This window comes from Hyalangium ruber, assembly GCF_034259325.1.
In the GTDB taxonomy this organism is placed as follows: domain Bacteria; phylum Myxococcota; class Myxococcia; order Myxococcales; family Myxococcaceae; genus Hyalangium_A; species Hyalangium_A rubrum.
This window is the reverse complement of record NZ_JAXIVS010000005.1, coordinates 489,423-503,895: the sequence shown is the minus strand read 5'-3', so window position 1 is coordinate 503,895 and position 14,473 is coordinate 489,423. Positions and strand designations below refer to the sequence as shown.

Below are 14,473 nucleotides of genomic sequence, written 5' to 3'. Positions count from 1 at the left end.
GATGGGCTGCGCCCCATTCGCGGATCACGTGAGGAGCCGCGCGGATGAGTGAGCCCAAGCAGGAAGAGAGCACGTCGGCCCTCGGGGAAGCCAGCACTGTCATCAGCCCGCGGGCAAGCCCTGCCCCTGCCGCGGGCGCGCCCCCCGCCTCGCCCCCGCTCTCTGCCTCCTGGGCGGAGGGCTCTCGCTTTGCTCCCGGGCAGGCCCTGGCGGGCCGCTACACCGTGTTGGACGTCTTGGGGCAGGGCGGCATGGGCGTGGTGCTGGCCGCCTATGACGCACGGCTGGATCGGCGCGTGGCGCTGAAGCGGGTGCATTCGCGCGAGGCCAGTCGCGGCGGCGATGGGTTGGCCCAGGTCCGCATGGTGCGGGAGGCGCAGAGCATGGCCCGCCTCAACCACCCCCACGTGGTGGCTGTCTATGACGCGGGGACCTTGGAGGATGGCTCCGTCTTCATCGCCATGGAGTACGTCAAGGGACAGACGCTTCGGAGCTGGTGCCAGCACACCCCGCCGCGGCCCTGGCGGGAGGTCGTCAAAGCCTATCTGGACGCGGGGCGCGGGCTGGTGGCCGCGCATGCCGCGGGCCTCATCCACCGCGACTTCAAGCCCGACAATATCCTGGTCGGTGAGGACGGCAGGGTGCGCGTCACGGACTTTGGCCTGGCACGGGCCGGAGCCGAGCCGAGCGACGCCTCGCAGCCCGTCACCGCTCTCTCCGCCTCGGCCCTGGAGGCGTCGCTCACTTTGCCGGGCGCCGTGCTGGGGACGCCCGCGTACATGGCTCCAGAGTTGCTCCAAGGCCAGACAGCGAACGTGCGCAGTGATGTGTATGCCTTCTGCGCCTCGCTCTACGAGGCGCTCTATGGGCGAGTCCCCTTTCCCATGGACTCGATGGCCTCGATCCTCCTCTTCAAGGAGGGCCGGTCGCCGGTTCCCCCCTCGGACTCGCAGGTGCCCGCCTGGGTCTCTCGCGCGGTGTTGCAGGGACTGCACTCCGATCCGCTGCAGCGGCCCGGCTCCTTGGAGCAGGTGTTGCGGCAGCTGGAAGACGATCCCGAGCTGCGGCGCCGCACCTGGCTGCGGATGGGGGGACTGGCGGCGGCCGTGGCGCTGTGCGCGGGGGTGGCGGTCTGGACCTGGGGACGGCAGGGCCCCGGCTGCGAGAGCCTGGAGCGCCGCCTGGAAGGTGTATGGGACGCGCCCGTGAAGCTCCGTGTCACCCGGGCGATGGAGGCCACGGGGCTGCCGTATGCGAAGGACACGGCGCAGCGCGTGGAGCGGCTGCTGGATGGATACGCCCAGGCCTGGGTGAAGCAGCGGGTGGAGGTGTGCCAGGTGGCGGCCGCGCACGCGGTGGCGGCACCGCAGGGACAGAGCCTGGGGCTGTTGCGGGAGGCCTGCCTGGAGCGGCGGCGCAGCCAGCTCCAAGCCCTCACCGAGCTGATGGGGCGTGGACCGGATCCAGAGCTGGTGGATAAGGCGGTGCCGGTGGCGCAGGCGCTGCCGCCGCTGGAGTACTGCGCGGATGCCCAGGCGCTCACGGCAGCGGTGCCGCCTCCCGAGGATCCCCAGGTGCGCGCAAGGGTCGAGGCACTGCAGGCCCAGGTAGAGCCGCTGGCGGTGCTGCTCGCGGCTGGCAAATACAAGGAGGGGGTGGCACTGAGCGAGCAGCTACTTCCCAAGGTGGAGCCGGTGGGCCACGCGCCTCTGCACGCGCGGCTGCTGCTGCTCAGAGCCCAGCTGCAAGATGGCGCGGGCGACTACAAAGCCAGCGAGAACACGGTGTCGCAAGCCATCTCCGAAGCGGCTCGGGGCAGGGATGCGGTGCTGGCGGCGCAGGCATGGAACCTCCGGCTGCTGCTGGTGGGCGTTCGCCAGGCACGTCCCAAGGACGCCGAGCTGCTGGGACCCATGGTGGAGACCGTGGTGGAGCTGGCGGGAGACGAGGCGACCCGCGCCAGCTCGCTCCAGGTGCGCGGCCGGTTGCTCGAGAACTTGGGCCAGTTCAAGCAGGCGCTCGAACACTACGAGCGCGTCCTGTCCCTTCGAGAGAAGCTCTTTGGAAAGAGCCACCTCCAGGTGGCCCTGGCGCTCATGGATCTGGGCAACATGCTCCGGCGGATGGGCCGGTACGCGGAGGCGAAGGAGAGGCTCGAGCGCTCCCTGGTCATTCAGCAGGACACGGTGGGGCCCACGCACGTGACGGTGGCCCACGCGCTGGCCACCCTGAGCATCGTGTACAAGGAGCTGGGCCAGTACGAGGAAGCCCGGGTCCAGGACGAACGGGCCCTGAACCTCATGGAGGAGGCACTGGGCCCCGATCATCTCCAGACGGTGGTTCTGCGCCAGCATCTGGGGAATGTGCTCCTGGACCTGGGAGCGTACGCGGAGGCCCAGGTCCAGCATGAGCGCTGCCTGACCTTCTTGGAGAAGGCGCTGGGACCCGAGCACCCCGACGTCTCCAAGGCGCTCGTCAGCCTGGGCATCGCATTGGCAGGCATGGGCCGGTATGAAGAGGCGAGGCTGCGGTTCGAGCGTGCGCTGACGCTCCAGGAGAAGACCTTCGGTTCCGAGCACCCGGATGCGGCGATCATGCTCATCAACCTGGGGGGCGTGCTCGCGGACCTGGGCCGGTATGAAGAGGCCAGGGCCCAGCTGGAGCGCGCGCTGGTGGTGCTGGAGAAGGCGCTGGGGCCCCAACACCCGGTGCTCTCCATCCCGCGCACCCTGCTGGGCCGGGCCCTTACGGGGCTGGGGCGGTATGACGAGGCACAACGCCAGTTGGAGCGCGCGTTGGCCCTGCAACAGCAGCCCCAAGAGCACCCCGGGCTGGTGGAACCGCTTACGGGCCTGGCGTGGCTCCAGCTGGCGCGCGGCAGGCCCGCGGACGCCGTGCCATTGCTCGAGCGGGCCTTGAAGCTTGCGCCCGAGCAGGCGGGCACGGAGGTCCGGTTCGCGCTGGCTCAGGCACTCTGGGAGTCGAGCCAGGATCGCCCCCGCGCCCTCGAGCTGGCCACCCACGCACGCGAGGAATGGCGCCGCCGTGGCCACGCTTCCAAGGTGGCGGAGGTGTCACAGTGGTTGGCGGCGCGGATCGGAGGCAGTCCATGACCCGATCCGCCGTGCTCGTCTTGCTGCTCTGCGGTTGCGCGACACCCAAGGGAGACGCAGCGATGGGAAATGACGACGCGACCGCCGAAGGACAGCGCCCCATGCGCAAGGGCGATCCAGAGCCGGTCTATGAATTCGAGCCGGGGCCGATGGTCACTGACACAGAAGGCCTCAGGGCATGGCTCGAGGCCAACCGGGGGAAGCGTCTTCGGCTGCCTGTCGTCATCGAGCTTGGAGAGGTGGGCCACGGCTTCAAGCGCTCGCGTGTCGGAGACGTCGAGCTGCGGGTGACGGACCTGGCACTGGGCGTTCCGCTGAGCGAGCGAATCGCGCAGAAGTGCGGCCGGGACGCGAGGCGCTGTGCGCTCTGGCTCGAGGGGCGGTACGGCGAGACGCCACCGCTCCCCGACACTCTTCCTCAATACGAGGTGGTCAAGGTTGGTGAGCTCGTTGACGAGAAGGCGGCGCTGCAGGCAGAGCGCGCGAAGTGACCTCGCTGCGCTGCGCGCCACGCGCAGGGGCTGCGGCTGTACCTGACACGCCCGCAAATCTTGCGCCCTGTCGAGGAGGGGTTCTGGGCTGCTGGCGGTGGCGCGGGGCTTGCTGTGAGCCGGTGTACCGGAGGGCCTGCCCCCGGTGGATGGAGCCCTCATGTTTTCTCGCAGTGCCGCGCTGACCTTCCTCTCCACGCTGCTGCTCGCCCCCCTCAGCCCGGCGGCGGGTGTGGAGCCGGGCTCGCCGCTCGTGGTCCAGCCCTCGCGTCCGCGCCCCGCGCCTCCCGCCCAGCCCCAAGCGCGAAGCATCAGCCTGCCGCGCTTCCTCGAAGCGCCTGGCCGAGAGGAGCCGCGCATTCAACTGTGGCTGCGCTTCAACCGCGAGGCGCGTGGGCTCGAGGAGGGCGTGCGCAACTTCTTGGAGACGCTCCTGGCCATCACCGCTCAGACTCCTTCGGACATCATCTACTCGCATGAGCGCGTGCAACTGGAGGCGGAGTCACTCGCGGCCGAACAGGAGATCGAGGCGCTGGTCGACGCCCGCGCGGAACTCCTCGTGGAACTGGGACGGATGGATCCGGAGCTTGCCCTCCTGGAGGGCGAGCTGCCGCCGCCCTGGTCTCCGGACGGGAAGCTGGAGCCCGAGGCGCTGGTCGGGCTCGTCTTCGCTCGCACGGGGCGCTCAGGTCCCCTGAACTCGGAGGTCGAGCGGATGCTGGCGCGGTTGGACACCGTGGAGCGCCGCCTGGACGCCGTGGAGCACCAGCTCCTGCCCACCGCGGAGGAGGCGCTGGGCTCGGCGCTGCTGGCGCTCTCCTCGGCCGAGGCCAGCATGCTGGAGGTGGTTCACGGCCTGCACTTTCTCAAGCACCAGCAACGCACCCGGCTGGAACTGCGCGTGCATCGGGAGCTCATCCTCATGGAGCTGGCCCGGCAGCTGGGGTGCCGGGTGGACCAGCTCCCTTGGCGCCTGTCGCCCGTGGCGGGCTGAAGTTCGGGCGAGCAACACGTCCCTGGGCAAAAGCCCTTTCCCGGAGCGCGGCTGGCGTTAGGCTCACCCCTGCATGGCAGAGACATTGTTCGAGGAGCTCAAACGCTATGTGGGCTTCAGCCCCGAGGACACGCAGGCGCTGCTCGCCCTGCACTCGGTGACGCGCGAGCACTTCGCGCGCATCGCCGAGGTGTTCTATGCGCGCATCCTCGAGCATGAGGGTGCCCGCAAGGCGCTGGAGGGTGGCGAGAGCCAGGTGGGCCACCTCAAGGGCACCTTGCAGGTGTGGATGGACCAACTGCTGCGCGGCCCCTGGGACGAGGCCTACTATGAGCTTCGCTGCCGCATCGGCCGCATTCACGTGCGCATCGCGCTGCCCCAGCACTACATGTTCGGCGCGATGAACGTGTTGCGGCAGGAGTTCAACGCCATCATCGACAGCCACTACCGCGAGCGCCCCGCGGAGCTGAACGCGGTACGGCGGGCCCTGGGGAAGATCCTCGATCTGGAGCTGGCCATCATGCTCCACACCTATCGCGAGGATCTGCTGGCCCAGCAGGCGCGCAACGAGCGCCTGTCCACCTTCGGCCAGCTGGTGGGCTCCATCGGCCACGAGCTGCGAAACCCGCTGGGCGTCATCGAAACCTCGCTCTTCATCCTCAAGGGGCGCCTGCAGCCCGGGGACGAGCGCACGGCCAAGCACCTGGAGCGCATCGGCGAGCAGGTGACCATCGCCAACCGCATCGTCTCGGACCTGTTGGACATGATCCGCGATCGGCCACTGAAGTCGGAGCCGGTGCGGCTGGCGGACGTCTGGCTCAGCGCCACCATGACGCTCCAGCGACCGCCCGGGGTGAGCTTGAGCGAGCGGGGATTGTCCGAGCTCCCCTTGGTGCAAGGAGACGCCAACCAGTTGCGGCAGGTCTTCGTCAACCTCGTGGAGAACGCCATCCAGGCAGTGGGGGAGGCGGGATCGGTGGAGCTGACGGCCCGTGCCCTGCCGGACGCGGTGGAGCTGATCCTCGAGGACTCGGGGCCGGGTGTGAGTGACACCATCCGTCGACGTCTCTTCGAGCCGCTGATGACCACCAAGGCCCGTGGCATCGGTCTGGGATTGCCGCTCGTCAAGCGTATCCTGGAGCGCCACGGCGGCTCCATCGCCTATGTCCCCCGGCCCCAGACCAGCGCCGGCGCACGTTTTCTCCTCCGACTGCCGCTCCACTCCTAGATCCACCGTTATGCGACGCTACTTGCTGCTCGATGACAACCAGGCCTTCGCGGAGAACATCGCCGAGATCCTGCGCGACGCGGGTGACTCGGCGACGGTCGTGACGGATGGCGCCGATGCCCTGGCGCTGGCGAAGACGACCCGCTTCGACGCGCTGCTCACCGACATGAAGATGCCGGGCATGAGTGGGGCGGCGGCCGTGCATCACATCCGCCGGGTGGATCCGGGCATCGCCGCGCTGGTGGTTACCGCCTACCCCGGGGAGAACGACCTGGAGGCGGCGCGGCGCGAGGGGCTGCTCGCCGTGCTGCCCAAGCCCGTGCCGGTGCCGACGCTGATGGGGCTGCTGTCGACGGCGCGCCGCGATGGGCTCATCGCGCTGGTGGAGGACGATCCAGCGCTGAGCGACAACCTCTCCGAGGTGCTGCGCGGCCGGGGCTTCTCCTGCGCCACGGCCCGCTCGGTGCTGGAGGCCGACCAGCTCTCCATGGTGAAGCCCTTCGCCGCGCTGGTGGACCTGCGCCTGCCCGGCGGGCCCGATGGCGAGGCCCTGCGTCGGCTCAAGGCCCGCTTCCCGGACATGCCGGTGTTCGTCATCACCGCCTACCCCGAGATGATCCCGGAGTTGCCCACCGACCGCGTCTTCTCCAAGCCCTTCGACACCGCGGCGCTCGTGGAGGCGCTGGAGCAGGCTCACGCCGCGCGGCTGGCCAGCGTATGAGCCGCCCGGATGCCCGCCTCCCGCGTGTCCTCGTGGTGGATGACAACGCGGCCTCCTTCCTCGACAACCTCCAGGAGTTGTTGAGCGACGCGGGCTACCAGGTGAGCGTGGCGGACAGTTGCCGCGCCGCCCGGGAGCGGGCCCACGCGGGCTTCGACGTGGCGCTGGTGGATCTGCGCCTGCCGGACGGGGAGGGCACCTCGCTGGCTGCCGAGCTGAAGTCGGGGATGCCCGAGTCGGAGGTGGTGCTGCTCACCGGCTTCGCCACGTTGGAGACGGCGGTCGCGGCGGTGCGCGCCGGTGCCTGCGCCTACCTCATGAAGCCGTGCTCGCCCCAGGATCTGCTGCTCACGCTGGAGCAGGCCATGCGGCAGGTGCGGCTGCACGCCGACAAGCGCGAGCTGGCGCGCCGCGCCCAGATGACGGAGAAGCTGGCGGCGGTGGGGACGATGACGGCGGGCCTGTCCCACGAGATTCGCAACCCGCTCAACGCCGCGGCGCTGCAGCTGTCGGTGCTGGAGCGGCGCCTGCGCAAGCTTCCAGAGAGCCAGCAGGGCCCGCTGATGGAGCCGCTGAGCCTGGTGCGCGACGAGATCCGTCGGCTGGATCACATCCTGGAAGACTTCCTCCAGTTCGCGCGGCCCCGGGAGTTCCGCCCCCAGCCGGTGGAGGTGGAGCCGCTGTTGCGCCGGGTGGTGGATCTGCTGGGCAGTCAGGCCGAGGTGCGCCGGGTGCGGCTCGAACTGGTGGGGCCCGTGCCCGCCTCCCGCGTCCCTGGCGAGGAGGAGCGGCTGCGGCAGGTGCTCATCAACCTGGCGCTCAACGCCCTGGAGGCCACGCCGTCCGAGGGTCAGGTCCGCCTGGCCGCGGGTGAGGACGAGCAGGGCGTGTGGGTGACGTTGGACGACTCGGGCCCGGGAATCCCGGTGGAGATCCGCGACCGCATCTTCGAGCCCTTCTTCACGACGAAGGCGCAGGGCTCGGGGCTGGGGCTTTCCATCGTGCATGCCATCGTCACTCAGCACGGGGGCACGTTGGTGGTGGGGGATGCGCCCGGGGGCGGCGCGCGCTTCGTGCTGCGCCTGCCCAAAGCGGCTCCCGCTCCGCCCCAGGGTGTGGGATAGCTTGTCCCCCTCATGGTTCGTTACGCCTTCACCCTCTTCGCCAGCGCCTTCCTGCTCTTTGGAGTCCAGCCGCTGGTGGGGAAGTTCGCGCTGCCCTGGTTTGGCGGCACGCCGGCGGTGTGGACGGCGTGCATGCTCTTCTTCCAGGCGGCGCTGCTGGCGGGCTACGCCTACGCCCACGCCGTCGCCACGCGACTGACGCCGCGCTCCCAGGTGCGGCTGCACGTGGGGTTGCTGGTGCTCACGGTGGGGGTGCTCGCCGTGCGCGCATGGCTCTCGGGTTCGCCGGTGACGCCGGAACCGGAGTGGCGCCCCTCGGAAGTGGAGGGGCTCACGGGTCGGCTGCTGGCGATGCTGGCGGTGACCATCGGGCTGCCCTTCTTCGTGCTGTCCACCACGGCGCCGCTGGTGCAGAGCTGGTTCTCACGTGCCTGGCCGGGTGTCTCTCCCTACCGGCTCTATGCGCTGTCCAACGCCGGCTCGCTGCTGGCGCTGCTGAGCTACCCCTTCCTCGTCGAGCCCAACGTGCCGCGCACCGTGCAGGGCTGGGGCTGGGGCGTGGGCTTCGTGCTCTTCGCCGTGGGGTGTGTCGTGTGCGCCAGGGACGTGTGGCGCCGGGCCGGGGAACCCGCCGCGCAGGAGGTGGCCGTTCGCGTCGAGCCGGAGGAGGGCGCGCGGCCGGGGCTGGGGCGCACCCTGCTGTGGCTGGTGTTGAGCGCCTGTGCCTCGGTGCTACTGCTGGCCACCACCAACCAGCTCTCCCAGGACGTGGCGGCGGGCCCCTTCCTCTGGGTGCTGCCCCTGGCGATCTACCTGCTCACCTTCATCATCGCCTTCGAGCGGGAGGCGCTCTACTCGCGCGCCTTCTTCTCCCTGCTCCTGGTCCTCTCGGTGGCGGGCGTCACCCGCGTGGTGCTCGAAGGCCCCCACACGCCGCTGGGCTTCCAGCTCCTCGCGTATGGGGCGGCGCTGCTGGCCGGCTGCATGGTGTGCCACGGCGAGCTGTACCGGCTGCGTCCGGCGCCACGCCACCTGAGCGCCTTCTACCTCTCGGTGTCCGCGGGTGGAGTGCTCGGAGGCATCATCGTCAGCATCGTCGCGCCTCGGGTGTTCCACACCTATGCGGAGTACCCGCTGGCGCTGGTGGTGTGCTGCGTGGTGGCGATGGTGGCGACGCTGCGCGATCCACTCGGCCAGGAGGGCGCGGGGCGGCTGCGGCGACTGATGCGCATGTTCCTGTTGGCCTTCGTGGTGGTGGGGCTGGGCGTGGCGATGGCGGATTTCCGCCGCGAGGTGCGGCTGACAGCGCGCAACTTCTTCGGAGTGGTGCAGGTGCTGGAGCAGGGCCGCAAGGATCCCGCCGAGCACCGCTTCACGCTCAAGCACGGCGCCATCGCCCACGGCGTGCAGTACACCGAGCCCACGCGTCGTCGCATGCCCATGTCCTACTTCACGCCGGAGAGCGGCCTGGGGCTGGCCATCGGCGAGCACCGGCGCCTGCGTGAGGCCGTGGGGCTGCCGCCGGGCCTGCGAATCGGCGTGCTGGGGCTGGGGGTGGGCTCCACCGCCGCGCTCGCCGAGGCCGAGGACTCGGTGCGCTTCTATGAGATCAACCCGAAGATCATCTCCCTGGCGCGAGGTGAGGGCGGCTACTTCAGCTACCTGGCGGACACACCCGCGCGGGTCGAGGTGGTGGAGGGCGATGCCCGCATCTCCCTGGAGCGTGAGCTGGAGCGGCGCGAGGCCCAGGGCTTCGATGTGCTCGCCGTGGACGTGTTCAGCTCGGACTCCATTCCCGTCCACCTGCTCACCGAGGAAGCGGTGGCTGTCTACCTCCAGCACCTGGCGCCCCACGGCGTGCTGGCGCTGCACATCAGCAACGCGCACCTGGATCTGGTGCCCGTCACGCTCTCGCACGCGCACGCCTTCAGCATGTACGCCACGCTCGTGGTCCACGAGCCGAAGGATGACGGGGCGCGCAGTGTGTGGATGATCCTCAGCCCGGATGCCGAGTTCTCCTGGGGCCGCACCTTCCGTCGGGCGACCTCCAGTGTGAGGCGCTTGAGACTGGCTGGAGCCCCGTTTGTCACCTGGACAGACGAACAGGGCAGCGTTCTCCCCCTGCTTCAGAAGAGCCGCTGGACGCAGACAACCCAGGAAATCACCGAGCAGCCAGGCGAGCCCTGAACCCCCGGGTCCTTTCAAGGACCCGTTGGGTAGAATGCGCCAAAAGCCACTTCATTTCGGGAGATAGTGTTCAGCAATGAGCCTTCCTGCGCGCCAGTTGGTGCAAACCCCAGCTCGTCCCTCGGCGGTCCGCCTCGCCGTCGTCCCAGATCTTGCTCCGAAGCTTCCCCTCTCCCTGGGGCTGGGCACACGCCTCCGCGGTGGGTTGATGGCGCTGGCTCATACCCACGTGCTCATGTCCGGCGCTGCGGCGCTCGGTACGTGGATGGTGCAGGTGCTGGCGGGGCTGCCGCTGTCGATCGAGCCGTGCCTGTCCGTCTTCCTCGTCTTCTTCTCCATCTACACGCTCGATCGGGTCGCGGCGGAGCCCGAGACGGACGCCATCAACCACCCGGATCGCGAGCGCTTCGCCCGCCGGAATGCCCGGGTGTTGCTAGGGCTGGCCGTCGCCGCGTACGTGGGTGCGATCGCGCTGGCCGCACGGGGTGGGGTGGCGCGCGTCCTGGTCATGCTGCTGCCACTGGCGGCGGTGCTCGTCTACAGCTTCCCCTTCGTGCCTCGCCCATGGGTGCGCCGGCTGGGCTTTCGCCGCATCAAGGAGATCCTGCTGGCCAAGAACCTGGTGGTCGCGGGCACCTTCGCCATCACCCTCACGCTGGCCGCGGTCCCCGCCGAGGGAGTGGCGGACCCCGGCAAGCTCGCGCTCGTGTGCGGCTTCCTCTTCCTGCGCTACTTCATCAACGCCGTCGTCTTCGACATCCGGGACGAGCATGGCGATCGGCTCAAGGGCATCCCCACGCTGCCTGTGGTGCTAGGGCCGGACCGCACGCGGCGGCTGCTCCATGTCCTCAACGGGGTGCTGGGCCTCTACCTGGGCATCATCCCCGCGCTCGGCCTGGCGCCGCTGGCCTTCGCCGCACTGGGCATCGGGACTCCGCTGGCCTCGTGGTACCTGAACCAGACCGGACAGCGTGAATCGCTGCACTTCCTCTGTGACGTCGTGGTCGACGGAGAGCTGTACGTGGCAGGGCTCGCGCTCCTGCTCACCCTGGGCATGGCCTGAGACGCGTCGACTCAAGAGCCCGACTTGGGGCGCTTGTCCTTGGCATCATCCGACTTGTGCAGTTGCAGGCGCGAGCTCCACAACCCCGGCACCAGCACGATGATGAGCGCGGTCATCAGCACGACGCCCAGTAGCATCTCCAGCCACATTCCCGCTCCTCACTCGGTCCTTTTCCTCTTCTTTTAATCGATGACCGCGTCCTCCGCATGCTCCTCGGTGGCGTGAGTAGTCTTGCCGCTACTGTATTCTTTAAGTCGATACTGGATCTTCCGCACGCTGATGCCGAGGATCTCCGCGGCGCGGCTGGTGGAGCCATGCACCATCTCCATGGTGCGCAGGATGGCCTCCCGCTCGATGGCGGCCATGGAGGCGCCGGGGATGAGGTTGCTCGAGGTGGAGCCGAGCGGCCGGGGCCCCCGCAGCACCGGCGGCAGGTCGTCGGCGGTGAGCTCGGTGTCCTGGGCCAGTACCACCGCGCGCTCGATGGCGTTCTCCAACTCGCGGACGTTGCCGGGCCAGTCATGCGCCAGCAGCGCTTGGAGCGTGCCGGGCGCCAGCGCCTTCACCTCCTTGCCGTAGCTCTCGCTGTACTTCTCCAGGAAGTGGCTCACCAGCGTGGGGATGTCGCTCTTGCGGTCCCGCAGGGGCGGCAGGGTGACGGAGACGACGTTGAGTCGGTAGAAGAGATCTTCCCGGAAGCGGCCCGCCTTCACCTCGGCGGTCAGATCCCGGTGGGTGGCGGCGACGATGCGCACGTCCACCTTGAGCGTCTGCGTGCCTCCCACGCGCTCGAACTCGCGCTGCTGTAGCACCCGCAGCAGCTTCACCTGCACGGCGGGGGAGATCTCGCCGATCTCGTCCAGGAACAGCGTGCCGCCGTCGGCCAGCTCGAAGCGGCCCTCCTTGCGCGCCATGGCGCCCGTGAAGGAGCCCTTCTCGTGGCCGAACAGCTCGCTCTCCAGCAGGTTCTCGGACAGCGCGGCGCAATGCACGCGGATGAAGGGCTTGTCCTTCCGGGGAGACTCCTGGTGCAGCGCCTGGGCGATGAGCTCCTTGCCCGTGCCGGACTCACCGAGGATGAGCACCGTGGCCTTGGTGGCCGCCGCGCGCCGCACCACGTCGTAGATGCCCTGGAGCTGGGGCGAGTCGCCGATGATGTTGTGGAAGCGGGTGCGCGCCCGCACCTGATCCCTCAGCGACTCCGCCTCGCGACGCAAGCTGCGCTTCTCCAGCGCCTTGCTCAGGATGACGAGCACCGCGTCCGCGTCCAGCGGCTTGACGAGGTAGTTGTCGGCGCCCGCGCGCATGGCCTCCACGGCCGTCTCCACGCTGGCGAACGCCGTCATCATCACGAAGGTGGCGTCCGAGCCCTGCTCCCGCGCCTTCTTCAGCAGGGTGAGCCCGTCCATCTGGGGCATGCGCACGTCGGACAGCACCACTGCGGGCGAGAAGTCCGCCAGGCGGGTGAGGGCGTCCATGCCGTTGGAGGCTTCGGCGACCTCGTAGCCCTCTTCACCGAGAATGGTGACGATGGCACGGCGGGCGTTGTCCTCATCATCGACGACCAGGATGCGTTCAGCGGCCATGGTTGCTCAAGGTAACAGAGGTGTTCATACCGCGAGCCGCAAAGACGTCTCGCTCCGAGGCGCGTGCCTCTTCCCAGATCTCCACGACGGGCTCGATGCGCGGCAGCAGCCGCATCATGGAGCTGGGAAAACATCCGCGCGGCAGCTCCTCGAAGATGTGCCGCGCCCGCTTCGCGTCCTCCTCGTTTCGGACCGCCACGTGGGGCCGGACGATGATGTCCGTGAAGTGCGGGGTGGCGCCCGGGTTGTCCACGCGCCGGCCCATGGCGGAGCTCTGGTAGAAGAGGATCTCGAGCCCCTCGGTCTTGGCGCGCTCCAGGAAGCTCAGCAGGGTGCGTCCCTCCACGGCGCCCACCAGCAGCGCCTCGGGCGTCCAACAATCCAGAGATGACTGCCCGCTGGCCATGTAGCCGAGAGGCAGCGATGGGGCCTGCTCGGTGCGGCTCTCCGCTCGCTGCGCCCCCTTCCATTGGAGGCGAGTCTCGAACTCAGTGATGGCGATCGACGTCATAAGGACCTCCAGAGGGAGCAAGGAGACATGGATTCAACCCGCGTGCGAGGGGGCTCACGGCAGTCCGAACAGGCGAAGGACCCAGGGCCCGGTGAGGGTGATGACCAGGCAGCCAAGCGCCATGAGCGGCAGCCCCAGGCGCATCATGTCCGACGATTCCACGCCTCCCTCTCCGGCCACCATGGCGTTGGGGGGCGTGCTGATGACGAAGGGGATGCCGAAGGAGCACCCCATCGCCACGAGGACGGGGATGGAGGCCGAGGGGAAGAGTTGCAGGGAGATGGGGATGAGGAGCGCCGAGGTTCCGGTGTTGCTCATGAGCGCCGAGAGCACGGCGGCCAGCGCCACGAGCAGGCCGACCTGGGCCACCTGGGGCCAGGCGCTCCAGTCCACCCCTCCCAGCGCCGTGGCCACCACCCCCGAGCGCTCCACGAGCCGGCCCAGGGCGATGCCGCCGGCGATGAGGATGAGGGTGGACCAATCAATCCGGCCCAGGTCCTCACGCCGCAGCAGTCCCGTGCCGAAGAGGGCCACCGTGGCGCCCAGGGCCACAATGGGCGCGGGCAGGCCGTGCAGAGGCTCGGTGAGCCACAGGGCGGCGCACGCGATGAAGATGCCGAGCACCTGGTGCGCCTGGGGCGTCAGCTTCTTCGCGGAGGCGGTGGGCGGCTCGAATCGGCCTCGGACCCGGTAACCCACCACCAGCAGCGCGTAGCCGACGGCGAGCATGAGCCCGGTCAGGGGCAGGGCGAAGGCCATCCACTTCACGAAGGTGACCTGGGCGTGTGGGCTGGCCGCGGAGATGGCGATCGCGTTGGGGCCGCTGCCCACCGGCGTGGCCATGCCGCCGAAGTTGGCTCCGAGCGCCACCGACAACAGCAGGGCGCGCCGCAGGGCACTGCCCTCGGGAGAGGACTGGAGCAGCGGGCGCAGGGCGGCCAGCATCATCGCCGCGGCGGCGATGTTGGACATCCACATGGAGAGGAAGGCCACCCCGCCGATGACGAGCAGCATCAGCAGGCGCTGGCTGCCGCGCGCGAGCCGGACGACATGCTGCGCCACCATCGCGTCGAGCCCATGCCGCGAGGCGGCCACCTCCAGGGTGAAGCCTCCCAGGAAGAGGGCGAGCACCGGATCCGCGCACCACCCGAGCACCGAGGGGAGCGTGTAGCCCGGGCCCTGTGCGCCGAGCAGCGCGGGGGTTGCTCCCAGGAGCAGCAGCGTGGGGACGAAGGGAGGCACCAGCTCGGTAAGCCAGAGCGTCAGGCACACCCCGGCGATGAGGACGGAGCGCGCCACGATGGGGCTGTCCACCCCCAGCCAGGCCACCAGGACGCTGACAGCCACGCCAACCAGGGCGAGGGCAGGGCGCACCCAGCCCTTTCGGGAGTCAGGGAGTGCGGTGGAGTGGGGGGCGGGCTCTTCGTGGATCTCGTGGGGGGAACTCAGGCTCAT

At 69.4% G+C, this 14,473-nt stretch carries 12 protein-coding genes; 8 read left to right on the top strand and 4 right to left on the bottom strand.

What is annotated here, in order from left to right:
• Positions 1-44: 44 nt before the first annotated feature.
• From SYV04_RS17600 to SYV04_RS17565, 8 genes are all read left to right on the top strand, one after another.
• Positions 45-3,113: a serine/threonine-protein kinase gene (locus SYV04_RS17600; protein ID WP_321546963.1), complete on the top strand. Its 3,069-nt coding sequence runs from the start codon at positions 45-47 to the stop codon at positions 3,111-3,113.
• Positions 3,110-3,604 (top strand): hypothetical protein, encoded by a 495-nt coding sequence (locus tag SYV04_RS17595; protein WP_321546962.1) that lies wholly within the window; start codon positions 3,110-3,112, stop codon positions 3,602-3,604. The genes SYV04_RS17600 and SYV04_RS17595 overlap by 4 nt, the downstream gene beginning before the upstream one ends.
• 160 nt (positions 3,605-3,764) lie before the next feature.
• Positions 3,765-4,598 (top strand): hypothetical protein, encoded by an 834-nt coding sequence (locus SYV04_RS17590; protein WP_321546961.1) that lies wholly within the window; start codon positions 3,765-3,767, stop codon positions 4,596-4,598.
• A gap of 73 nt (positions 4,599-4,671) precedes the next feature.
• Positions 4,672-5,826, top strand: coding sequence for a protoglobin domain-containing protein (locus SYV04_RS17585; protein WP_321546960.1), 1,155 nt, complete (start codon positions 4,672-4,674; stop codon positions 5,824-5,826).
• 10 nt (positions 5,827-5,836) lie between these two features.
• On the top strand, positions 5,837-6,547 hold the full coding sequence (locus tag SYV04_RS17580) for a response regulator (RefSeq protein WP_321546959.1): 711 nt from the start codon (positions 5,837-5,839) through the stop codon (positions 6,545-6,547).
• Positions 6,544-7,671: an ATP-binding protein gene (locus SYV04_RS17575; RefSeq protein ID WP_321546958.1), complete on the top strand. Its 1,128-nt coding sequence runs from the start codon at positions 6,544-6,546 to the stop codon at positions 7,669-7,671. Before SYV04_RS17580 ends, SYV04_RS17575 begins: the two co-directional genes overlap by 4 nt.
• A 12-nt stretch (positions 7,672-7,683) precedes the next feature.
• Positions 7,684-9,858, top strand: coding sequence for a spermidine synthase (locus SYV04_RS17570; protein ID WP_321546957.1), 2,175 nt, complete (start codon positions 7,684-7,686; stop codon positions 9,856-9,858).
• Positions 9,859-10,066: 208 nt separating this feature from the next.
• Entirely contained in the window at positions 10,067-10,921 is an 855-nt protein-coding gene (locus SYV04_RS17565) for a UbiA family prenyltransferase (RefSeq protein ID WP_321546956.1), read from the top strand.
• 11 nt (positions 10,922-10,932) lie between these two features.
• Here the strand turns inward: SYV04_RS17565 and SYV04_RS17560 are convergent, their stop codons facing one another.
• Genes SYV04_RS17560 through SYV04_RS17545 form a run of 4 tightly spaced genes read right to left on the bottom strand, consistent with a single transcriptional unit; the run spans position 10,933 to position 14,473 of the window.
• Positions 10,933-11,070, bottom strand: a complete 138-nt coding sequence (locus SYV04_RS17560) for a hypothetical protein (RefSeq protein WP_321546955.1) — start codon at positions 11,068-11,070, stop codon at positions 10,933-10,935.
• Positions 11,071-11,103: 33 nt separating this feature from the next.
• Positions 11,104-12,507 carry a sigma-54-dependent transcriptional regulator gene (locus SYV04_RS17555; RefSeq protein ID WP_321546954.1) on the bottom strand — a complete coding sequence of 468 codons (1,404 nt, stop codon included), beginning with the start codon at positions 12,505-12,507 and terminating at the stop codon, positions 11,104-11,106.
• Positions 12,497-13,018 carry a hypothetical protein gene (locus tag SYV04_RS17550; protein ID WP_321546953.1) on the bottom strand — a complete coding sequence of 174 codons (522 nt, stop codon included), beginning with the start codon at positions 13,016-13,018 and terminating at the stop codon, positions 12,497-12,499. The genes SYV04_RS17555 and SYV04_RS17550 overlap by 11 nt, the downstream gene beginning before the upstream one ends.
• A gap of 54 nt (positions 13,019-13,072) precedes the next feature.
• Positions 13,073-14,473, bottom strand: a complete 1,401-nt coding sequence (locus SYV04_RS17545) for an SLC13 family permease (RefSeq protein ID WP_321546952.1) — start codon at positions 14,471-14,473, stop codon at positions 13,073-13,075.

Bases quoted from the DNA above. Each gene is read 5' to 3' on its own strand.
- SYV04_RS17600 (WP_321546963.1), top strand. From the start codon at position 45: ATGAGTGAGCCCAAGCAGGAAGAGAGCACGTCGGCCCTCGGGGAAGCC.
- SYV04_RS17595 (WP_321546962.1), top strand. From the start codon at position 3,110: ATGACCCGATCCGCCGTGCTCGTCTTGCTGCTCTGCGGTTGCGCGACA.
- SYV04_RS17590 (WP_321546961.1), top strand. From the start codon at position 3,765: ATGTTTTCTCGCAGTGCCGCGCTGACCTTCCTCTCCACGCTGCTGCTC.
- SYV04_RS17585 (WP_321546960.1), top strand. From the start codon at position 4,672: ATGGCAGAGACATTGTTCGAGGAGCTCAAACGCTATGTGGGCTTCAGC.
- SYV04_RS17580 (WP_321546959.1), top strand. From the start codon at position 5,837: ATGCGACGCTACTTGCTGCTCGATGACAACCAGGCCTTCGCGGAGAAC.
- SYV04_RS17575 (WP_321546958.1), top strand. From the start codon at position 6,544: ATGAGCCGCCCGGATGCCCGCCTCCCGCGTGTCCTCGTGGTGGATGAC.
- SYV04_RS17570 (WP_321546957.1), top strand. From the start codon at position 7,684: ATGGTTCGTTACGCCTTCACCCTCTTCGCCAGCGCCTTCCTGCTCTTT.
- SYV04_RS17565 (WP_321546956.1), top strand. From the start codon at position 10,067: ATGGCGCTGGCTCATACCCACGTGCTCATGTCCGGCGCTGCGGCGCTC.
- SYV04_RS17560 (WP_321546955.1), bottom strand. From the start codon at position 11,070: ATGTGGCTGGAGATGCTACTGGGCGTCGTGCTGATGACCGCGCTCATC.
- SYV04_RS17555 (WP_321546954.1), bottom strand. From the start codon at position 12,507: ATGGCCGCTGAACGCATCCTGGTCGTCGATGATGAGGACAACGCCCGC.
- SYV04_RS17550 (WP_321546953.1), bottom strand. From the start codon at position 13,018: ATGACGTCGATCGCCATCACTGAGTTCGAGACTCGCCTCCAATGGAAG.
- SYV04_RS17545 (WP_321546952.1), bottom strand. From the start codon at position 14,473: ATGAGCCTGAGTTCCCCCCACGAGATCCACGAAGAGCCCGCCCCCCAC.